The 22014-nt window shown below is 60.9% G+C and carries 16 protein-coding genes; 12 read left to right on the plus strand and 4 right to left on the minus strand.

Features of this window, described 5'->3' with window-relative positions; genetic code table 11:
- The first annotated feature begins 13 nt into the window (after positions 1 to 13).
- From EAO39_RS03465 to EAO39_RS03495, 7 genes are all read left to right on the plus strand, one after another.
- Positions 14 to 2041, plus strand: coding sequence for an acetyl/propionyl/methylcrotonyl-CoA carboxylase subunit alpha (locus tag EAO39_RS03465; RefSeq protein ID WP_120966169.1), 2028 nt, complete (start codon positions 14 to 16; stop codon positions 2039 to 2041).
- A 187-nt stretch (positions 2042 to 2228) separates the two neighbouring features.
- A complete protein-coding gene (locus EAO39_RS03470; protein WP_120966170.1) occupies positions 2229 to 3152 on the plus strand; it encodes a glyoxylate/hydroxypyruvate reductase A in 924 nt (307 codons plus the stop codon).
- A 20-nt stretch (positions 3153 to 3172) separates the two neighbouring features.
- Entirely contained in the window at positions 3173 to 4081 is a 909-nt protein-coding gene (locus EAO39_RS03475; protein ID WP_120966171.1) for a hydroxymethylglutaryl-CoA lyase, read from the plus strand.
- A gap of 25 nt (positions 4082 to 4106) precedes the next feature.
- A complete protein-coding gene (locus tag EAO39_RS03480) occupies positions 4107 to 4673 on the plus strand; it encodes a DUF2799 domain-containing protein (protein WP_205589341.1) in 567 nt (188 codons plus the stop codon).
- A 45-nt stretch (positions 4674 to 4718) separates the two neighbouring features.
- Positions 4719 to 5216: a YbaK/EbsC family protein gene (locus EAO39_RS03485; protein WP_120966172.1), complete on the plus strand. Its 498-nt coding sequence runs from the start codon at positions 4719 to 4721 to the stop codon at positions 5214 to 5216.
- On the plus strand, positions 5213 to 5494 hold the full coding sequence (locus EAO39_RS22875) for a DUF1289 domain-containing protein (protein WP_240466886.1): 282 nt from the start codon (positions 5213 to 5215) through the stop codon (positions 5492 to 5494). The genes EAO39_RS03485 and EAO39_RS22875 overlap by 4 nt, the downstream gene beginning before the upstream one ends.
- Before the next feature lie 34 nt (positions 5495 to 5528).
- Positions 5529 to 6164, plus strand: coding sequence for a 2-hydroxychromene-2-carboxylate isomerase (locus tag EAO39_RS03495; protein WP_120966173.1), 636 nt, complete (start codon positions 5529 to 5531; stop codon positions 6162 to 6164).
- Positions 6165 to 6186: 22 nt separating this feature from the next.
- Here EAO39_RS03495 and EAO39_RS03500 read toward each other — a convergent pair whose 3' ends face one another.
- A complete protein-coding gene (locus tag EAO39_RS03500; RefSeq protein WP_120966174.1) occupies positions 6187 to 7308 on the minus strand; it encodes an NADH:flavin oxidoreductase/NADH oxidase in 1122 nt (373 codons plus the stop codon).
- Between the two features lie 358 nt (positions 7309 to 7666).
- Between EAO39_RS03500 and EAO39_RS03505 the strand changes: the two genes are divergently transcribed.
- The gene (locus EAO39_RS03505) at positions 7667 to 8587 is read left to right on the plus strand and encodes a LysR family transcriptional regulator (protein ID WP_120970635.1); all 921 of its coding nucleotides are present in this window, start codon (positions 7667 to 7669) and stop codon (positions 8585 to 8587) included.
- 109 nt (positions 8588 to 8696) lie between these two features.
- On the opposite strand, the gene EAO39_RS03510 is transcribed toward EAO39_RS03505, so the two are convergent.
- A complete protein-coding gene (locus EAO39_RS03510; RefSeq protein ID WP_120966175.1) occupies positions 8697 to 10430 on the minus strand; it encodes a cation acetate symporter in 1734 nt (577 codons plus the stop codon).
- On the minus strand, positions 10427 to 10735 hold the full coding sequence (locus tag EAO39_RS03515; protein ID WP_120966176.1) for a DUF485 domain-containing protein: 309 nt from the start codon (positions 10733 to 10735) through the stop codon (positions 10427 to 10429). The genes EAO39_RS03510 and EAO39_RS03515 overlap by 4 nt, the downstream gene beginning before the upstream one ends.
- Positions 10736 to 11035: 300 nt before the next feature.
- On the opposite strand from EAO39_RS03515, the gene EAO39_RS03520 reads away from it, so the two are divergent.
- The 4 genes from EAO39_RS03520 (at position 11036) to uvrA (ending at position 20457) form a co-directional block, all read left to right on the plus strand.
- Positions 11036 to 12718, plus strand: coding sequence for an MFS transporter (locus tag EAO39_RS03520; RefSeq protein WP_120966177.1), 1683 nt, complete (start codon positions 11036 to 11038; stop codon positions 12716 to 12718).
- A 273-nt stretch (positions 12719 to 12991) separates the two neighbouring features.
- Complete coding sequence (locus tag EAO39_RS03525; protein WP_120966178.1) at positions 12992 to 13984, plus strand: porin; 993 nt, start codon at positions 12992 to 12994, stop codon at positions 13982 to 13984.
- A gap of 230 nt (positions 13985 to 14214) precedes the next feature.
- Positions 14215 to 14355, plus strand: a complete 141-nt coding sequence (locus EAO39_RS22435) for a hypothetical protein (protein WP_162989475.1) — start codon at positions 14215 to 14217, stop codon at positions 14353 to 14355.
- 156 nt (positions 14356 to 14511) lie between these two features.
- Positions 14512 to 20457 (plus strand): excinuclease ABC subunit UvrA, encoded by a 5946-nt coding sequence (gene uvrA, locus EAO39_RS03530; protein ID WP_120966179.1) that lies wholly within the window; start codon positions 14512 to 14514, stop codon positions 20455 to 20457.
- A gap of 204 nt (positions 20458 to 20661) precedes the next feature.
- Here uvrA and EAO39_RS03535 read toward each other — a convergent pair whose 3' ends face one another.
- Entirely contained in the window at positions 20662 to 22011 is a 1350-nt protein-coding gene (locus EAO39_RS03535; RefSeq protein WP_120966180.1) for an MFS transporter, read from the minus strand.
- Between the last annotated feature and the right edge of the window lie 3 nt (positions 22012 to 22014).

Below are 22014 nucleotides of genomic sequence, written 5' to 3' on the forward strand. Positions count from 1 at the left end.
TATTGGAGACAGAATGTTTAAAAAAATCTTGATTGCCAATCGCGGTGAAATCGCTTGCCGTGTGGCCGCTACTGCACGTCGCATGGGAGTCCAGACCGTGGCCGTGTACTCGGACGCCGATGCCGGTGCCAAGCATGTGGCGGCCTGCGACGAGGCCGTGCACATTGGCGGCAGCGCCCCCAAGGACAGCTATCTGCGCTGGGAACGCATTCTGGAAGCCGCCAAGCAAACCGGTGCGGAGGCGATTCACCCCGGCTATGGCTTCCTCTCCGAGAACGAAGACTTTGCCAATGCCTGCGCAGCGGCCGGTCTGGTCTTCATCGGCCCGCCTGCCAGTGCGATTCGCGCCATGGGTTTGAAGGCCGAATCCAAGCAGCTGATGGAAAAAGCCAGCGTGCCCCTGGTGCCCGGCTACCACGGCGCGGGTCAGGACCCGGCCATGCTGCACCAGGAAGCCGACCGCATCGGCTATCCGGTGCTGATCAAGGCTAGTGCCGGCGGCGGCGGCAAGGGCATGCGTCTGGTCGAGACAAGCGAGGACTTTGCAGCCTCGCTGGATTCCTGCAAGCGCGAAGCCATCAACAGCTTTGGCAACGATGCGGTGCTGATCGAGAAATATGTGCTGCGCCCGCGCCATATCGAAATCCAGGTCTTCGGCGACAAACTGGGCAACTGCGTTTACCTGTTCGAGCGCGATTGCTCGGTGCAGCGCCGCCACCAGAAGGTGCTGGAAGAAGCTCCGGCGCCCGGCATGACGCCTGCGCTGCGCCAGAAGATGGGCGAAGCCGCCGTGGCCGCCGCCAAGGCCGTGAACTATGTGGGCGCGGGCACGGTGGAATTCATCGTTGAGCAGCCTGGCGGCTACGACCAGCCCGAGGCCATGAAGTTCTACTTCATGGAAATGAATACCCGCTTGCAGGTGGAGCACCCGGTGACCGAAGCCATCACCGGCGAAGACCTGGTGCAGTGGCAGCTGCTGGTGGCCAGTGGCAAGCCTTTGCCCAAGCAGCAAAGCGAGCTGAAGATCATCGGCCACGCCATCGAAGCGCGTATCTGTGCCGAGAACCCCGAAAACAACTTCCTGCCCGCCACCGGCACGCTGGCCGTGTACCGCAAGCCGGCGTGTTCCAGCTTTGAGATCAGCAATGTGCGCGTGGATGACGGCGTGCGCGAAGGCGATGCCATCAGCCCCTTCTACGACAGCATGATCGCCAAGCTCATCGTCCATGGCGACGACCGCGCCCAGGCGCTGGCACGCCTCGATGCGGCTCTGGCCCAAACCCATATCGTGGGCCTGACCACCAATGTGCAGTTTCTGCGCCAGGTGGCCAAGAGCCAGGCGTTCTCCAACGCCTTGCTGGACACGGCGCTGATCGAGCGCGAACGCGAGGCTTTGTTCGGCAAGGATCTGGTGGGCCGCGATCTGGCCGTGGCTGCCGCCATGGTGCATGAGCTGCAGCACGAACAGTCACTGCAGGGCGCCGATCCCTTCAGCCGCCGCGACGGCTGGCGCGTCTCCGGTCGCTACGAGCGCCAGTTCAGCTTCGCCTATCGTGGCGAGGAATTCAATGCCGGCCTGGCCTACGGACATGACGGCCAGACGTATCAAGTGGGCGTGGGCGAGGGCGAGAGCCGCAGCGAATTCGCGCTGCAGTGGCGCGCTCTGTCTGACGACCATCTGGAGCTGAACTGGGGTGGCGTGCGCACCGTGGTCGTGGTCCATGCACTGGGCGAGATGCTCTCGATCTTTACAGCTGCCGGCAGCACCCAGATCACCGAGGTGGACCAGCTGGCCCATGCGGCAGGTGGCGGCCATGAAGGCGGACGACTGACTGCGCCCATGCCCGGCAAGGTGGTCTCGTTTGCGGTCAAGGCCGGTGAGAAGGTCAGCAAGGGCCAGCCGCTGGCGGTGATGGAAGCCATGAAGATGGAGCACACCATTGCGGCGCCCAGCGATGGCACGGTGGTGGAGCTGCTCTATGTGCCTGGCGACCAGGTGACGGAAGGCGCCGAGCTGCTGCGCATTGAAGTGACGGCCTGATAAGGCGTAGGGCGGCCGGGTTGAACTGTTTTACAAAAAGAGCGGCTTGCGCTGGTTGGTCAATGATTTCAGCCATGTCTGATGCTGAAATTCAATGAAATAAAGCGCAGGAAGCTTCTTTTTTGATAGCGGGCCAATTGCCATCCACGTCTGCAGCACCGGCGCCAAACCGTTAGGCTTCGCATCTATGAAAGTTCTATTTTGCTGTGACGATACGCGGCCCGAGCCTTGGCTCAAGGGCTTGTTCGATGCCTTGCCCGACGCCGAGGTAAGTATCTGGGAGCCGGGCGCCGCCCAGGCCGACTATGCGTTGGTCTGGGCTCCGCCCCAGCAGTTCATCGACGAGCAGGCGGCAGGCCTCAAAGCCATGTTCAACATAGGCGCTGGCGTGGACGCCTTGCTGCGCCTGGAAGTGCCCGCTGCGCTGCCGGTTTACCGTCTGGAAGATGCTGGCATGTCGGTGCAGATGGCCGAATATGTGGCGCAGGCCGTGATCCGCTTCTTCAGAGGGCTGGATCGGTACGAAGCCGATATGGCGCAAGGCATCTGGCAGCACCAGCGCAACCCTCGACGTGCCGACTATCCCGTGGGCGTGATGGGCCTGGGCAAGATGGGCGAGCGTGTGGCCAAGGCGCTGACGGTGTTTGACTTCCCGGTCAATGGCTGGAGCCGCTCGCCGCGCGAGCTGGACGGTGTGAAGTGCTTTAGCGGCACCGAAAACCTCGATGCCTTCCTGTCCGAAACCCGTGTTCTGGTCAATCTGCTGCCTTTGCATGACGAGACGCGCGACATCATCAATGCCCGCAGCCTGGCGCTGCTGCAGCCCGGCGCCTATGTCATCAACGTGGGCCGTGGCGGCCATCTGGTCGATGCAGACCTGATCGCGCAGATCGACGCCGGTCATGTCAGCGGCGCCATGCTGGATGTCTTCCGTGAAGAGCCGCTGCCCGCAGATCACCCTTTCTGGGCGCACGAAAAAATCATTCTCACCCCCCATACCTCGGCCCGCACGCTGGCGGCCGACAGCATTGCCCAGATCACCGGCAAGGTGGCGGCCATGAGCCGGGGCGAGCCGGTCACAGGGCGCGTAGACCTTGGACGTGGCTATTGAGCATTAATCAGGAGCACTGAATGAACTATCCCGCACGCGTGAAAATCATCGACGTAGGCCCGCGCGACGGGCTGCAGAACGAAAAGCAGCCTGTGCCTGCGGCCGTCAAGATTGCACTGGTGCACAAGCTGCAGGAGGCCGGTCTCAAGGAGATCGAGGTCACCAGCTATGTCTCGCCCAAATGGGTGCCGCAGATGGCGGACAACGCCGAGGTCATGGCCGGCATCACGCGCGCCAGCGGGGTGCTTTATTCGGTGCTCACGCCCAATCTGAAGGGTTTTGAGGCGGCGGTTGCTTCCAGGCCCGACGAGATCGTGGTGTTTGGCGCGGCCAGCGAGGCCTTCAGCCAGAAGAACATCAACTGCAGCATTGCCGAGAGCATCGATCGCTTTGCCCCCGTGGTCGAAGCCGCGCTGGCCCAAGGCATTGCCGTGCGTGGAGCCATGAGCTGCACCGTGGGCTGCCCTTACGAAGGGGAGATTGCGCCCGAGCGTGTGTCCTATCTGGCAGGCCTGATGAAGGGCATTGGCGTGCAGCGCGTGGATGTGGCCGACACCATTGGCGTGGGCACGCCTCTCAAGGTGCAAAAAGCGCTGGAAGCCACGCTGGCGCATTTCCCTATCGACGCGATTTCCGGGCATTTTCACGATACCTATGGTCAGGCTTTGAGCAACACGCTGGCGGCGCTGCAGCTGGGGGTGTGGAACTTTCAGTCCTCGGTGGCAGGCCTGGGCGGCTGCCCGTATGCCAAGGGCGCCACGGGCAATGTGGCGACCGAGGATGTGGTCTATCTGCTGCAGGGGCTGGGCATTGAAACCGGCATCGACCTCGACAAGTTAATCGATGCCGGCCAGTTCATCAGCGAGCATCTGGGTCGCCCCACGCAATCGCGGGTGGCCAAGGCTTTGCTGGCCAAACGTGGGGCCTGATATCGCCCTGGCATGACGGCGGTGCATGGGCGTTGGTACCATCACGCCCATGCAAGCGAGATCATGTTTTTCACGGGCCGTGGTGGTGGCCGCCTCGGCCATGCTGTGGGGCTGCAGCACCATGGATGCGCAGGAATGCCGGGATACGGACTGGGCCTATCTGGGGCAGCTGGATGCCATGGAAGGCAAACAGGATCTGAAAACCCGCGCCCAACGCCATTTCAGAACCTGCAAGGACCAGGGCGTGCAGATGGATGCGCGCGCTTATCAGCAAGGCTGGATGCGCGGCTTGCGGGACTTTTGCACCCCGCAAAGCGGCAAGGCCTATGCGGAGCAAGGCCTGCGCTTTCAGCCCGGCTATTGCCCGGCGCAGCTGGAGGCGGCATTTTTGGACGGTTACAGTCCTGCGCGTGAGCGCTACGATGCCCAGCAGTCCGCGCTGGAGCTGGAACGGCGCATAGAGGCCAAGAAAAAAGAGTTGCGCGAGGCGCGCAACGCCAAGAACAGCGCTGGCCATATTGCCTATGTGCAAAAGGACTTGCGCGATTTGCAGCTGGAGCTGGTGCAGCTCAAACTCAGGCTGGCGCAGTAGGAATCAAGGCGCTGCGTTGCCGCAGTGCGTCTCAGGAAAACAATGATGTGTGGATCAGAACTTCATGCGCTGCCCGAAGGTGTGCAGCGCGTCAGCCGCTTTTTGCAGGATGCCGGTCATCCTCATGCGCCGCAGATGCTCGACGGAGCGGCGCGTACCGCGCAAGAGGCGGCCGACCAGCTCAGCATTCTGGTGGGGCAGGTGGCCAAGAGCATCATTTTCAAGCGCCGCATGGATGGCGTGGCCGTGCTGGTCGTGACTTCGGGCGACAAGCGCGTGGATGAGAAAAAAGTGGCCGCCCTGGTCGGACCGATTGGCCGTGCCGATGCCGAGTTTGTCAAAAGCAGCACCGGCTTTTCGATTGGTGGCGTGAGCCCTGTGGCGCACGCCAGCAAGGTGGTGACTCTGATGGATATGGAGTTGCAGCGCTTTGATACGGTGTGGGCCGCAGCCGGTCACCCTTTTGGTGTTTTTCCCGCGTCGCCGGTGCAGCTGCAGCAGCTGACGGACGCTCCCTGGTCGGATGTGGTGGTACAGGCATGAGTACAGAAATTCTTCAAGAACAGCAAGCGCAACAACTGGTGCAACTGGCCAACAAGGCCGAGGTGGCGCTGGTCTGGGCCGAGGCCGATCAACCCGTGGCCTCGCCCTGTATTAATGTCTGCCGTATGACGCAAGACCGCAGCCACTGCCAGGGCTGCTTCAGAACGATTGACGAAATTCGAGCCTGGTCCAAGGGCGATAACGAGCTGCGCCTGCAGACCTGGAGCACGCTGTTGCAGCGTGCCGGCCTGAAGGACCCGCGGGAAGCACAGATCTAAGCGCAAACCCAAGCACAACCAAAGGCGAGCTGGTATGAAACACATCAGGTTCTATCTGGATTTTGTCTCGCCCTATGCCTGGCTGGCCTTGCAGCAAATGCCCAAGGCCTTGCAGGGCCTGAGCTATCACGTGGAATACCGCCCGGTGCTGCTGGGGGCCTTGCTGCAGAACAACAGCAACCCCGGCCCGGCCGGCATACCGGCCAAGCGCGCCTGGACTTACCGACATGTGAGCTGGCTGGGCCATTCCCTGGGCGTGGAGTTGCAGATGCCGGCCCAGCATCCGTTCAAGCCGATTGCCTTGCTGCGGCTGGCGCTGGCCCATGGGCGCGATGGCTGCATCAACCGCTTTGTGGCCCAGTCCGTGATGCAGCATGTCTGGGTGGGCGGCCAAGATGCCAATGATCTCCAGCGCATGCAACAGTTGCGAACCCTGCTACAGGATCAGAAGCATCACAACGAGGGCGGTGACGAGGTCAAGCAGTGCTTGCGTGCCAATACCGATCAGGCGCAGCAGGCCGGCGTGTTCGGCGTGCCGGCCTGGGAGGTCGACGGTCATGTCTTCTGGGGGCTGGATGCCCTGCCCATGCTGCGCAGCTATCTGCAAGGCGACAGCTGGTTTGATGGGCATTGGCAGGCGGAGGCCGAAGTGGAATCCGGCCTGAGCTAAGGCCAGTCCAGCCGCCTCAGCCTTACTGCGCGGCCGCCAGCTTGCCTGCGCCGCGATAGCGCTCCAGCCAGTGGGCGTAGGGGGCGGGCAGCGTCCAGTCGGGGCGCTCGGTGCTCAGGGTCTGGGCCAGCTGATAGACGTAATGCGGGTTGGCCAGATGGGCGCGGCCTATCATGACCAGATCGATCTGGCCGTCGGCCACCACGCGCTCGGCAATGCGGGCATCATCCATGCCCCAGCTCGATGCCACGGGCAGGCCGGCCTCGCGGCTCACGCGCTGGGCGATGGGGGCCAGGAAAGCGGGTGTGCCCCAGGGAATCTTCACATCGGGAATCACGAAGTTGACGCTGACGTTGAGCAGGTCCAGGCCGCGCTCGCGCATCTGTCGGGTGACGGCGATGGATTCTTCCAGGGTTTGCTCGTCGCGGCCGTCGTACTCGATGACGCCGAAACGTGCCGTCAGCGGCAGGTGTTCGGGCCAGACTTGGCGTACGGCAGCCACGGTTTCCAGCAGAAAGCGGGCGCGGTTGTCATAGCTGCCGCCATAGGCATCGCTGCGCTGGTTGCTGTGAGCGGAGAAAAAGCTCTGCGCCAGATAGCCGTGGGCAAAGTGCAACTCCAGCCATTCAAAGCCTGCCTCCAGCGCACGACGGGCTGCGGCTACAAAGTCGGCCTGCACGCGGGCGATATCTTCCAGCGTCATGGCGCGCGGCACGCGCGGCAGTCCGCCGCCAAAAGCAATGGCCGATGGCGCGATGGGCTGCCAGCCACGCGCATCCCCTTCGGCAATGTGATCGTCGCCTTCCCAGGGATTGTTGGCGCTGGCCTTGCGTCCGGCATGGCCGATCTGGATGCCGGGCACGGCGCCTGCGGCCTTGATGCCGGCGGCAATGCGGGACATGCCTTCGATCTGGCCGTCGTTCCACAGCCCGGTGCAGTCCGGCGAAATGCGGCCTTCGGGCGAGACGCCGGTGGCTTCGACGATCACCAGTCCGGCACCGCCGCGCGCCATGGATGCGTAGTGAACCTGATGCCAGTCATTGCTGAGGCCGTCGACGGCGCTGTACTGGCACATGGGCGGGATGGCGATGCGGTTGCGCAGGGTCAGGCTTTTGAGAGTGAAAGGAGTAAAGAGTGCGGACATGGAAAAATGCTGCGGGTGGGGGAGGGGAATGGCCTGGCGTTGTCGCCGGACATGTTTAAGAACTTGATAGCGATTGGCGCTTGTCATTCCTGGCTTGTGGAATGAAATGCATCTTGAAACGATGTGTTTCAAGCGGTAGCTGCTATCAAAAAATGAAAGGCCAAAATCAGACCGAAACGGCTGAGATGCGCAGGCTCTGGGCGACGGTCTGGTTGGAGGCGAAATTTTCTGTCGTGCCCCGCACATGGTCGGCGGGCCAATGAATGCAATGCATGCAGGGGTTCTGTGTGCGGGGAAGGCATGAATCATCGGGGCTGTGTTGAAATAAATCCAATCGATATTTGTGATTTATGACATCGTGCCGTCTGATATCAAGAATCTGGACCTGAACCTGCTCAAAGCGCTTGACGCGCTGCTGGACGAGCGCAGCGTGACGCGCGCTGCCGAGCGTTTGTCGCTGACCCAGCCTGCGGTCAGCGGCATGTTGACGCGGCTGCGTGAGAGCTTCGGCGATCCGCTGTTTGTGCGCACGCAGCGCGGCATCGCCCCCACCTTGCGCGCCCAGGCGCTGGCCGGGCCGCTCAAGGAGCTGTTGTGCAATGCCGAGGCGCTGCTGCGCCCCCAGGCTTTTGATCCGGCCACGGCAAAGATGACGCTGCGCATCGCTGCCACCGATTACGCGTTGCAGGCCGTGGTGCTGCCGTTTCTGGCCGTGCTGCGTCAGCGTGCGCCCGGTCTGTGCGTGGCTGTGGTGCCGGCCCAGCATCTGCCGCTGCACGAGCGGCTGGAGCGCGGCGATATCGATCTGGCGCTGATCACGCCGGAGAACACCGCGCCGGATCTGCACGCACGCCGTCTGTTCGATGAGCACTATGTCTGCGTGATGCGGGCCGATCATCCCGATGCACGCAGGCGCAGCTTGTCGCTGGCGCGCTTTTGCGCCCTGGACCATGCCCTGGTTTCCTATGGCGGCGGCAGCTTTCGCGGCGTGACGGATGAGGCGCTGGAGCGCCTGGGGCGGCAGCGGCGCGTGGCGGTGTCGGTCACCAGCTTTCTGGTGTTGCCCGAGATACTGCGCAGCAGCGATCTGATTGCCGTCGTGCCGCGGCGTCTGGTCAGGCCGGATTCGGGTCTGGTGGTGCTGGAGCCGCCGTTGGAGATCCCCGGCTTCACCAAGACGGCGGCCTGGCATGAGCGCACCCATCGCTCGCCAGGCCACCAGTGGGCGCGGGAGCTGCTGTTCGAGTTGGCGCAGGCCGACGCGCTGGCCGCGCTATGAAAATAGCCCGCAGAAACAGCCGTGTTTCATGCGGGCCAGTCGAGGCAATCGTCAACACGTTCTCAGCGCTGCGGTAGCGAGGCCCGGCATTGCGTCGGGCCATCCCTCATCAGTGACCCGATGCGCCGGCGGCGCCCAGGCCGGTTTCGGAGCGTACTTGCTGGGCAGCGAAGGCCGCACGTTCCTTGGCAGCTTGTCCGCTCTTGTCGAGCACGGAGAACAGCCACACGCCGCCGAAACCGATGGCCATGGAGAACAGTGCCGGCGAGGCATATGGGAACCATGCCGAGCCGGCTGGATTGCCCAGCGTGCCTTCCCAAACCGAGGGCGACACAATGGTCAGACCCACGGAGGAAACCAGGCCCAGGAAGCCGCCGATCACGGCTCCCTTGGTGGTGCAGTCTTTCCACAGCACGGACAGCAGCAGGGGCGGGAAGTTGGCCGAAGCCGCCACCGCAAAGGCCAGCGAGACCATGAAGGCAATGTTTTGCTTCTCGAACACAATGCCCAGCATCACGGCGACAAAGCCCAGGCACAGCGTGGTGATGCGCGAGACCCGCAGTTCGGAGGCGCTGTCGGCCTTGCCCTTCTTGATGACGGTGGCGTACAGATCGTGCGAGACGGCGGAGGCGCCGGACAGCGTCAGACCGGCCACCACGGCCAGGATGGTGGCAAAGGCCACGGCCGAGATAAAGCCGTAGAACACATCGCCGCCCACGCTCTTGGCCACCAGCACGGCCGCCATATTGGCCGTGCCCGCACCGCCATGAATGATGCCCTTGGCGGTATCGGCCATTTCAGGATTGGTCAGCACCAGGGTGATGGCGCCAAAGCCGATGATGAAGATCAGCACATAAAAGTAGCCGATCCAGGTCGTGGCCCAGAACACGCTTTTACGCGCTTCCTTGGCGTCAGGCACCGTGAAGAAGCGCATCAGGATGTGGGGCAGGCCCAGCGTGCCGAACATCAGCGCCATGCCGAAGCTGATGGCGGAGATGGGGTCCTTGATGAAGCCACCAGGGCCCATGATGGCCAGGCCTAGCTTTTCAGCCAGTGCCGGCTCGGCGCCGCCGTTGGCTGCGATCTGGGTGCGAACGCGCACGCCATCGGCAAACAGGGCTTCGGGGCTGAAGCCGTACTTGGACAAGACCATGAAGCCCATGAAGGTGACGCCTGCCAGCAGCAGACAGGCCTTGATGATCTGCACCCAGGTGGTGGCCGTCATGCCGCCAAACAGCACGTAAACCATCATCAGGCCGCCGACCAGCACCACGGCAATCCAGTAATCCAGGCCGAACAGCAGCTTGATCAGCTGACCGGCACCCACCATCTGGGCAATCAGATAAAAGGCCACCACCACCAGCGTGCCGCAGGAGGCAAAAATCCGGAACGGCTTTTGCTCGAAACGGTAGCCGGCCACGTCGGCAAAAGTGAAACGGCCCAGATTGCGCAGGCGCTCGGCCAGCAGGAAGGTCAGGATGGGCCAGCCGACCAGAAAACCGATGGAGTAGATCAGACCGTCATAGCCGCTGGCCATGACGGAGGCGGAAATGCCCAGGAACGAGGCGGCAGACATGTAGTCGCCCGCAATCGCCAGACCGTTTTGAAAGCCGGTGATGCCGCCACCTGCGGTATAGAAATCTGCGGCCGACTTGGTGCGGCCGGCCGCCCATTTGGTGATCCAGAGTGTGGCCACCACAAAGCTGGTGAACAGGATGATGGCCGTCCAGTTGGTGGCCTGTTTGGCGGCTACGCCCACGTCGCCACCGGCGGCCATCACCGGAGCGACGGCGCAGATCGCCAGTGCCGCGGCCAGGCATTGATTGAATGTGCGCTGCTTCATGGCTTGGCGTCCTTGAGGATGTCGCGGGTCAGCTTGTCGAATTCACCATTGGCGCGACGTACATAGAGGCCGGTGATAAGCACGGAAAAAATGATGACGCCCATGCCGATGGGAATACCGAGTGTGGTGACACCAGCACCCAGGGGCGTGGCCAGGAATTCCTTGTCAAAGGCAATGAGTGCGATATAGCCGTAATAGACGGCCAACATCAACAAGGTCAGCATCAGACCCAGTCGATTACGTTTTTTGCGCAAAGCCTGATATTCAGGATTGCTCTGGATTCTTTCAATCACCGGGTCTCTCACAGTCTTGTCTCCTATGAATGCATGCCTGCTTGAAGTGGCCGCTGTGGCGCGTAACTCCTGCAGGCGCTTGCATTCTCGAAAGCCCGTCTGACCCCGTCCTTACTTACGTTATCAGTGTTTTCACTTGGTTTTTCATATCGAAAAAATCGAGCCAAGGGTTTGCGCTTAGAGGGTCGGGTAAAGCCTTGTCGGGAATTTTCTGAAAGTGAATTTTTGTAAGTTAACGGTCAGTTGCCGATTTGATATTGGAAATACAGGCGTTTTGGCTGCGCCTGATCTTTCAAAATCAAGGAGACAAGCATGGCCATCAATGCAGCAAGCAATATGGGGGCGAAGCCGGCCGACAGGCCCATGAGCCCCGAGGAGCGAAAAGTGATTTTTGCTTCTTCACTCGGGACGGTTTTCGAGTGGTACGACTTTTATCTATACGGATCTTTGGCAGCCATCATTGCCAAGCAGTTTTTCAGCGGGCTGGACTCGGGATCGGCTTTCATCTTTGCGCTGCTGGCCTTTGCTGCCGGCTTTATCGTGCGTCCGTTCGGTGCGCTGGTGTTTGGCCGCCTGGGGGACATGATCGGCCGAAAATACACCTTTCTGGTGACGATTTTGCTCATGGGTCTGTCCACGTTCATCGTGGGTATCTTGCCCAACTACGCCAGCATCGGTGTGGCAGCTCCCATCATCCTGATCGTTCTGCGCATGCTGCAAGGCCTGGCCCTGGGCGGCGAGTACGGCGGTGCTGCAACCTATGTGGCAGAGCATGCGCCGCACGGCAAGCGAGGTGCCTATACCTCCTGGATTCAAACCACGGCCACGCTGGGTTTGTTCCTCTCGCTGCTGGTGATTCTGGGGGTGCGCACATCCGTGGGTGAAGAAGCTTTTGCCGACTGGGGCTGGCGTATTCCCTTCCTGGTATCCATCCTGCTGCTGGCCATCTCGGTATGGATTCGCATGACTTTGTCCGAGTCGCCTGCCTTCCAGAAGATGAAGGCCGAAGGCAAGGTGTCCAAGGCACCGCTGACGGAATCCTTTGGTCAGTGGAAGAACCTGAAGATCGTGATCCTGGCGCTGGTGGGTTTGACGGCCGGTCAGGCCGTGGTCTGGTACACGGGTCAGTTCTATGCCTTGTTCTTCCTGACGCAGCAGCTCAAGGTTGATGCGGTCACGGCCAATCTGATGATTGCTGCCGCGCTGCTGATCGGCACGCCTTTCTTTGTGATCTTCGGAACCTTGTCCGACAAGATCGGCCGCAAGCCCATCATCATGCTGGGTTGTGTTCTGGCCGTGCTCACCTACTTCCCTGCCTTCAAGGCCTTGACCGAAGCCGCCAATCCTGATCTGGCCGCAGCACAAGCCAAGAACAAGGTGGTGATCATTGCGGATCCCAATGAATGTTCCTTCCAGTTCAACCCTACCGGCACAGCGAAGTTCACCAGCTCTTGTGACGTAGCCAAGCAGGCCCTGGCCAATCGTTCGGTAAGCTACGAAAGCGAAACCGCTCCAGCGGGTACGCCAGCCGTCATCAAGATTGGCGAGCACTCCATTCCCAGCTTCGCCATGGCTGGCTTGAGCCCGGATGAGCTGAAAGCCAAGGCTGCGGATTTCAACAAGACCGTCACTGCGACGCTCAAGCAAGATGGCTATCCAGACAAGGCAGACCCCGCGAAGATGAACAAGGTCATGATGATCGTCATCCTTGCGTACCTGGTTTTGCTGGTGACCATGGTCTACGGCCCTATTGCCGCCATGCTGGTGGAACTGTTCCCCACCCGCATCCGCTATACCTCGATGAGCTTGCCCTATCACATCGGCAATGGCTGGTTCGGCGGCTTGCTGCCCACCATGTCTTTTGCCATCGTGGCGCAGACCGGCAATATGTATAACGGCCTGTGGTATCCCATCATCATTGCCGGTGTGACGGCCGTGATCGGTACCTTGTTCGTGCCTGAAACCAAGGATCGCGATATTTACGCGGAAGACTGACGGACGCATTCGCGCATCTGAACGGTGCGCGAATCAACTTTTCCAAGGCCTGTGCCTCTCGTATGGCGCAGGCTTTTTCAATTGAGGAAAACGTTGAGGTCTAAAGAATGTGACGCAAGTGTGGCACTTATGCATCACCGCGCATATTTTTGGGATGGGTCACACATTTTTTTACCAGCCCCCACCTAGAATCTGAAACCAGCCGCCAGGGGATTCATGAAATCCCTCAGCTGATGCGGTGAAAAACAGAAAACGGAACCTTAGGAGCAACACATGACCAAGATGACTCGCATCGCTCTGGCCGCACTGGCAGTGATGGGCGCAACCACCGCAATGGCTCAAAGCAGCGTGACGCTGTATGGTCGTATCAACACCACGGTTGAACGCCAAAAGACTGGTGATCAAACTGTCACTGGCATGCAGAACAATGCTTCTCGCTGGGGCATTCGCGGTACCGAAGATCTGGGTGGCGGCCTGAAGGCTGGCTTCGCACTGGAGTCCGGCTTCAATTCCGATACCGGCACCGGTTCCGCCTGGACCCACCCCACCACCGGCATGTCGTTTGCTCGTCAGAGCGAAGTGAATCTGTCTGGCGGTTTCGGTATGGTGCGCTTGGGTAACTTCGTGCCCGAGTCCTACTATGCAACGGCTGACTACATCAGCATGCACAACCACGACACCGGTTCGTCTTCGGATGCCTTGTACTACGATCCCGTCTGGTTTGGTGGTCTGAGCACCAAGAACAAGGTCGGCTATCGCACTCCCAGCATCGGTGGCCTGACGGTGGATGCTTCGGTGTCCATGCATGAGAAGGATCCTACTGTGGGTCCTCGCAAGAACGGCTACGATCTGGCCGCAAACTACGCCACAGGTCCTTTGCACCTGGGCGCTGGCTACAGCAAGGTTGGCGACAACTGGCAAGCTGCTCTGCGCGGTCTGTACACCTTTGGTCAATTCACGGTTGGCGCCTACTATCAGCGCAGCGACCAGGATCTGATCGGTACGCGTAACAACTTCCGCCTGTCGGGCATGTACGCTCTGGGCGCTTCCGAATTCCACGTAAACGTTGGTCACGCCAACAAGTGGAGCAAGGTTGCCGACTCCGCTGCCACGCAGTGGACTCTGGGCTACAACTACAACTTGAGCAAGCGCTCCAAGGTGTACGGTTACTACACCCGCGTGAACAACGACAGCGGTGCTGCATACAACGCACCTGCAGGCAAAGATTTCAGCTCTATTGCCGTTGGCGTTCGCCACAACTTCTAATTGGTGCACCGCGTAAGCGGTGTCTACAGCAGCTGCAGCTGATAATGCAGACCATTACTCCAAGTTCTAGCCCTGTGCCTAAAGCACAGGGCTTTTTTCTTTGGTGAAACGTTTCAACGTAAGCCGCATGCAATGCAAGGCGGTTTCAATGCTTTGGTAGGCGTGTCGAGCATGCTGGGGAATGGCTGCAAGCGGCCTGCTTCATTCAATCAAGGACTCAGGAGACAACGATGTGGAAATTGGCTGTGGGTTTTGTGGTGTTTGCCGCGATATCGCTTTTCGCCATCATGAAGGCGGGCGACAGCGTGGATATGAGTGGCGAAAAGCACGGCGCCGATGCCGTCACCGTTCCGGCGCCTGAATCAAAATAAGCAGCAGCGCTGCTGAGTTTGCGTGCAAAGCCCCGCTTGTCGGGGCTTTGCTGTTAGTTGATGGTGATTAGCTGCGCTGGCGTAAAGGGCCAGCCGGCACAAGTGCATGCTCAGACTGCCTAGAATGTTTGGCCTCCATAGGAAAGACAGCAGAACATGACGCAGGGCCTGATCCGTATTCGTGGTGCTCGCCAGCACAATCTTCGCAATCTGGACATCGACATCCGCACGGGTGAGTTGACCGTGGTGACGGGCCCCAGCGGCTCGGGCAAGTCCAGTCTGGTGTTTGATACCTTGTATGCCGAAGGCCAGCGTCGGTATGTGGAGACCTTCTCTGCCTATGCGCGCCAGTTTCTGGATCGCATGGACAAGCCTGCGGTAGACAAGGTCGAGGGCGTGCCGCCGGCCATCGCCATCGATCAGACCAACCCGGTGCGCAATTCGCGCTCTACCGTGGGCACGATGACCGAAATCAACGATCATCTGAAACTGCTGTTCGCCCGAGCCTCCCAGCTGTATGACCGCGAAACCGGCATGGCTGTGCGCCACGATACGCCGGACACGATTTACGCCGAACTGGCCCAGCGTTGCGAAGCCGCAGGCGATCCGCGCATCGCCATCACCTTCCCGGTGGAGCTGCCGGCCAATACCTCGGCCGAGGAGGTGGAGCAATGGCTGTCTGCCAGCGGTTTTACCAAGGTGCAGGCCGAGCGCGAAGTGGAGCGCGCGCAGCAGGCCAGCAAGGACGCAGACAAGGGCAAAAAGAAGGCCCAGGCCGTGCCTGAAAAGGTCAAGGTGCTGGATGTAATTGCCGACCGCTTTCGCCTCAGCAAGGCCGAGCGTGTGCGGGTCATGGAGGCGATTGAAGTCGGGCTCAAGCGCGGCAGCGGCCGGCTGACGGTCTATCTGCTGCCGGAAAGCGGTGTGGAAGGTGCAGAGCCCGAGCTGTGGAAATTTTCCCAGGGACTGCATTGCCCGGAGAGCAATCTGTCCTACCAGGAGCCGATTCCTTCGCTGTTCTCCTTCAACTCCGCCGTGGGTGCCTGCGAGGCCTGCCGCGGCTTTGGCCGAGTGATTGGCGTGGACTGGGGCCTGGTGATACCGAACGACAAGCTCACGCTGCGCACGGGGGCCATCAAACCGATTCAAACGCCTGCCTGGAAAGAAATCCAGGATGACTTGATGCGCCACTCGGAAGCCGAAGGCATTCCGCGCGATACCTCCTGGGCCAAGCTGACCCAGGCGCAAAAAGACTGGGTGATCGAAGGTTCGCCGAACTGGAACGGCAAGTGGACGCAGACCTGGTACGGCATACGCCGCTACTTCGAGTACCTGGAAAGCAAGGCCTACAAAATGCATATCCGGGTGCTGCTGTCCAAGTACCGCAGCTACACCGAATGTCCGACTTGCGGCGGCGCGCGCCTGAAGACCGAAAGCCTGCTGTGGCGCGTGGGCAGCAAGCAAGCCGCCGATGCGGTCTTGCCGGCCCACGATGCTGGTGGCAAATACCAGCGTTTTCTTCCCCAGGGCGTGGGCTGGAGCCGCGAGCAGCTCGATGGCTTGCCGGGTCTGTGTCTGCACGATCTGATGCGCTTGCCCATCACGCGTTTGCGGGACTTTTTTGCGCAGCTGGCACCGGCTGCCAATGCAGACAAGAACGATGGCGAACTCCAGGCGCTCAAGATGCTGCATGAGGAAATCATGACGCGTCTGCAGTATCTGTGCGATGTAGGCATTGGCTATCTGACGCTGGATAGACAGAGCCGCACGCTCAGCGGCGGCGAGGTGCAGCGTATCAACCTGACCACAGCCCTGGGCACCTCCTTGGTCAACACCTTGTTTGTGCTGGACGAGCCCTCGATCGGTCTGCACCCGCGCGATATGGAGCGCATCACCGAAGCCATGCACCGCTTGCGCGATGCGGGCAACACGCTGGTGGTGGTCGAGCACGACCCGGCCGTGATGTTTGCCGCCGATCGCATGATTGACATGGGGCCGGGCCCGGGTGCGCGCGGTGGCCAGATCGTGTTTGACGGCACGCCCGAAGATCTGCGCAAGGCCGATACGCTGACCGGTGCCTATCTGGGCGGACGCAAGCAAGTGGGTTTCGGCCTCAAGCGCATGGTGACTGAAGCCACGCCGCGCCTGATTCTGGAAGGCGCGCGTGAACACAATCTGCGGGATGTCACCGTGGATTTACCGCTGCAGCGGCTGGTGACCATTACCGGTGTTTCAGGCTCGGGCAAGTCCACGCTGATTCAGGATGTGCTGGTACCCGCCTTGATGCGCCACTTTGGCAAGCCGACCGATGCCGCAGGTGCGTTTGAGCGTCTGATGGGAGCCGATCATCTGGCTGATGTGATGTTTGTCGATCAGTCGCCCATAGGCAAGACCGCGCGCTCCAATCCGGTCAGCTATGTGGGGGCCTGGGATACGCTGCGCGAGCTGTTTGCCGTGGCGCCGCTGTCGCGTCATCGCGGCTATACCGCGTCCAAGTTCAGCTTCAACAGCGGGGATGGGCGCTGCCCCACCTGCGGCGGTTCGGGCTTTGAGCATGTGGAGATGCAGTTCCTCTCCGACGTCTATCTGCGCTGCCCCGATTGCAATGGTTCGCGCTATCGCCCCGAGATTCTGGAAGTCAAGATCGAACGTGGCGGCAAGCCTTTGAACGTGGCCGACGTGCTAGAGCTGACGGTGGCCGAGGCCGCCTTGCTGTTCTCGCAGGATCGCGATGTGATTCGCGCCCTGCAGCCCATCGTGGATGTCGGGCTGGAATACGTGAAGCTGGGCCAGCCCGTGCCCACGCTGTCGGGGGGAGAGGCCCAGCGCCTGAAGCTGGCCGGCTTTCTGGCCGAGGCGGCCAAGGCCCAGTCCAAATCCAAGCAGTCTTTGGCCAAGAAGGGCACGCTGTTCATGTTCGACGAGCCTACGACAGGCTTGCACTTCGAAGACATTGCCAAGCTGATGCGCGCCCTGCGCAAGCTGCTGGAGGCCGGGCATTCGCTGATCGTGATCGAGCACAATCTGGATGTGATTCGCGCCAGCGACTGGTTGATCGATCTGGGGCCGGAAGGTGGCGACGGCGGCGGCCTGGTGGTAGCCGAAGGCACGCCCGAAGATGTACGCAAGGTCAGCGGATCGCACACCGCACAGGCGCTGCGCGAATACGATCTGGCCATGGGCGTGGGCGGTGAAGCCGTGCACGAGGTGGCCCCCATGCTCTACAAAGCAGAGCGCAAGGCGAAGGCGGTGCAAGCCACTCCGGGCAAGGACGCGATTGAAATCGTCAATGCCAAGGAGCACAACTTGAAGAGCCTGAGCGTGAACGTGCCGCGCGGAAAATTCAATGTGGTGACCGGTGTTTCCGGCTCGGGCAAATCCACGCTGGCCTTTGACATTCTGTTCAACGAAGGCCAGCGCCGTTATCTCGAATCGCTGAATGCCTATGCGCGCTCCATCGTGCAGCCGGCAGGGCGGCCCGAGGTCGATGCCGTCTATGGCATTCCGCCCACGGTGGCCATCGAGCAGCGCCTCTCGCGCGGCGGGCGAAAATCCACGGTGGGAACCACCACCGAGGTCTGGCACTTTCTGCGCCTGTTGTATGTGAAGCTGGGGGTGCAGCATTGCGTTCACGACCATGCGGTCGTGCAGCCGCAGACCGAGGAAAGCATTGCCGCACAGCTGATGACGAACTTCCGCGGCCAGACCATTGGTTTGCTGGCCCCGCTGGTGGTCAACCGCAAGGGCGTCTATACCGAGCTGGCCGATTGGGCACGACCCAAGGGCTATACGCATTTGCGGGTTGATGGCGAGTTCTTGCCCACCACGGGTTTCCCGCGCATCGATAGATTCAAGGAGCACACCATAGAGCTGCCTGTCGCCAGCGTGACGGTGACGGCGGCCAACGAGGCCGAGCTGCGCAGTCATCTCAAGCAGACGCTGGAGATAGGCAAGGGCGTGCTGCATGTGCTTTCCGGCATAGAGAACCTGGCCGAAGCCATGGCCGGTGGGCAGAGCACGGCGGGCATAGGCGCGCTCCAGGTGTTCTCCACCCAGCGTGCCTGCCCGGTCTGCGCCACCAGCTATGCGGAACTGGACCCGCGTCTGTTCTCCTACAACAGCAAGCATGGCTGGTGCCCGGATTGCGTGGGTACGGGCGTGAAGTTGACCAAGGACCAGCGCAAGGTGTATGACGACACCTTGCTGGCCGAAGACAACCGGGGCCGTGAGGTCAAGTTCGAAGGCCAGGAGGTCGAAGACCTGGCCGAGGTGGAGTGCAGCAAATGCCATGGCACGCGTCTGAACCCCACGGCGCGTGCCGTGCAATTTCATGGCGTGGGCATTACGGATATTGCCGAGCTTTCGGTGAGCGATGTGCGCGCCTGGGCGCAAACACTGGCGCTGTCGGGTCGTGAAGCCGATATTGCGCGCGACCTGATTCCCGAGATTCAAAGCCGGCTGGAATTTCTCGAAGAAGTGGGTCTGGGCTATCTGACGCTGGATCGCGGCGCGCCCACCTTGAGCGGCGGCGAAGCCCAGCGCATACGTCTGGCAGCGCAGCTGGGCAGCAATTTGCAAGGCGTTTGCTATGTGCTGGACGAGCCCACGATTGGCCTGCATGCGCGCGACAACCAGATCCTGCTCAACGCCTTGCACAAGCTGGGCGACAAGGGCAACACGCTGGTGGTTGTGGAGCATGACGAAGACACGATTCGCCGCGCCGATCACATCATCGATATCGGCCCCAGTGCCGGCATACGCGGTGGACGCCTGGTGGCCGAAGGCTCGGTGCAGGACATCATGGACGCCAAGGATTCGGTCACCGGCCGTTATCTGCTGCATGCCATGCGCCATCCGTTCAAGCCGCGCCGCTGGATTGGCGAGGGCGAGCCGCCCCAGCCTGCGGCGAAGCCTGCTATCGAATTGCGTGCTGCCAGCGCTGAAGAAGTAAAACTTGCAGAGCCAAAACGAGCCAAGTCCAAGAAAGCAAAAGCGCAAGCTGCTACGGAAGTTGAAGTTGGCACACAGTCTTTTGCTCTGCATTGGCTGAGTCTGTTGGGCGCGCATATGCACAATCTGCAAAGCGTGGATGTGCGGGTTCCGCTGGAGCGGCTGGTGGCGGTGACGGGGGTGTCGGGCTCTGGCAAATCCACGCTGGCGCGCGATGTGCTGCTGAGCAATGTGGCGGCCTGGGTACAGCAGCGCTCCACGAAGGCCGGGCGCGATGCCATGGATGAAGGCAAGTCTCCGGCGCTGATCGGTTGCAAAGGCTTGAAGGGTTTTGAAGTCATCGACCGGGTGCTGGAAGTGGACCAGACGCCGATTGGCAAGACACCGCGCTCCTGCCCCGCAACCTATATCGGTTTCTGGGACACGATTCGCAAGCTGTTTGCCGAGACGCTGGAAGCCAAGGCGCGCGGCTATGCGGCGGGTCGCTTCTCGTTCAATACGGGCGAAGGGCGCTGCCCATCTTGCGAAGGCCAGGGCGTGCGCACCATAGAGATGAGCTTTCTGCCCGATGTGAAAGTGCCTTGCGAGGTCTGCCATGGTGCGCGCTTCAACCCGGAAACCCTGGCTGTGACCTGGCGCGGCAAGAGCATTGGCGATGTGCTGCAGATGGAGGTAGACGAGGCGGTGGAGTTCTTTGCCTCCATGCCCAGCATTGCCCATCCGCTGCAGCTTTTGCAGGATGTGGGTCTGGGCTATCTGACCCTGGGCCAGCCATCGCCCACACTGAGCGGCGGCGAAGCCCAGCGCATCAAGCTGGTGACCGAACTGACCAAGGTGCGCGACGAAATCGGCCGCCGGGGGCAGAAGGCACCGCATACGCTGTATGTGCTGGACGAGCCCACGGTGGGCCTGCACATGGCCGATGTGGACAAGCTGATCAAGGTGCTGCACCGCCTGGTGGACGGCGGCCACAGCGTGATCGTCATCGAGCACGATCTGGACGTGATTGCCGAGGCCGACTGGATCATCGATCTGGGCCCCGAAGGCGGCAAGGAGGGCGGACGCATCGTGGCCGAAGGCACGCCGGAAGATCTGGTCCGTGCCGGTACGCACACGGGCAAGGCGCTGGCGCCGGTGCTGGCGCGTACCTGAGGCCGCTGCCATGACGTTTGCCGCACGGTGTTGCGACAGGCGTCATGGCGTATCGGGCTTGGTGGTGGCGCTCAGTGGGAAGTGAGGCCGGCATGGTCAGGCTTGCCTGAGGATGCCGGCTGCAACCACCTTACAAACAGTGCGCTGCACTCTTTTAGCCATGGGCAGCTTGCATTGGATCTCCAGACTCCTGTGTGAAGCGATTCAGGCATTGCTCAGTTTTCTGGAGGGGCGGGAGCCCGATGCAGTCTCTTCCTGAATCTGCTCATGCACTTGTGGGCTGTTGCCTATCGACCGGGCGCACAGGGCCGATACCAGACCTGCAAACAGCACATAGAAGCAGACGAGCCAGGGAGATCCGCCGCCGACCTTGATCAGGCTGGTTGCAATGATGGGAGTGATGCCAGAGGCAAAGATCCCCGAGAATTGATAGACGAAGGAGATGCCGGTGTACCGTACCTTGGCGTCAAACAGGTCGCAAAACAGAGCGGCTTCCGGACCATAGATGGCGGCATAGAGCACGCCGAGCGGGATGACGACTGAGGCCCAGATAAGCAGTGGGCTGCTGCCAGCATGAGTCATGATCCAGAAGGCCGGAAAAGCTGAGATCGCGGTGACGATGGACCCCCACATGAAGATGCGAGGACGCCCGAAGCGGTCTGAAACCCGGCCAAAGAACGGGATGGTGAAACACATGACCACGGCGGCCATCATCACACCTATCAATGCATCCGTTCGGGATATCTTCACCGTGTCATTCAGATAGCTGATGGAGAAAACGCCGAAGATGTTGAAGAAAACACCGTCGATGTAACGCGCGCCCATGCCTTTCAAGACGTTGCCGGGGTAGCGGCGCATCATGTCCAGGAAGGGAATGGCGGTTTCCGCATTGCGTTCCTTGACGGCCGCAAATTCAGGCGTTTCCTGTACATGCATGCGTATGTACATTCCAACCAGCACCATCACGCCGGAAATCAGGAAGGCAATGCGCCAGCCCCAGGCCATGAATTGTTCATCGGTGCACAACCAAGACAGCAGGGCCACGACGCCGGAAGCCAGAAACAAGCCTATGGCCAGGCCAATTTGCGGCAGGGAAGCGTAAAAGCCGCGCTTGTTTTTGGGTGCGTACTCATAGGCCATCAGCACTGCGCCACCCCATTCACCGCCGAGGCCAATGCCTTGAGCAATTCTGAGCAGCAACAGCAAGATGGGGGCGGCAATGCCGATTTGATCAAAGGTCGGAGTCAGGCCTATGAGGAAGGTGGAAACGCCCATGATCATGAGCGTGATCACCAGCATGCTTTTGCGACCGACTTTGTCACCAAAGTGGCCAAAGATGATGCCGCCCAGCGGGCGGGTCACAAAGCCGACCGCAAATGTGGTGTAGGCCAGGAGGGCGGAAATCAGCGGGTCTTCTCCTGGAAAGTAGAGCTTGCTGAAAACGATGCCGGCGACCACGCCGTAAAGAAAGAAGTCGTACCACTCGATGGTGGCCCCGATCAGTGCTGAGGTGACTACCTTACGAACTACCTTGGGATCACTGTCTTTTGCCATGAT

Source organism: Comamonas sp. lk (assembly GCF_900564145.1).
GTDB lineage: Bacteria > Pseudomonadota > Gammaproteobacteria > Burkholderiales > Burkholderiaceae_C > Comamonas.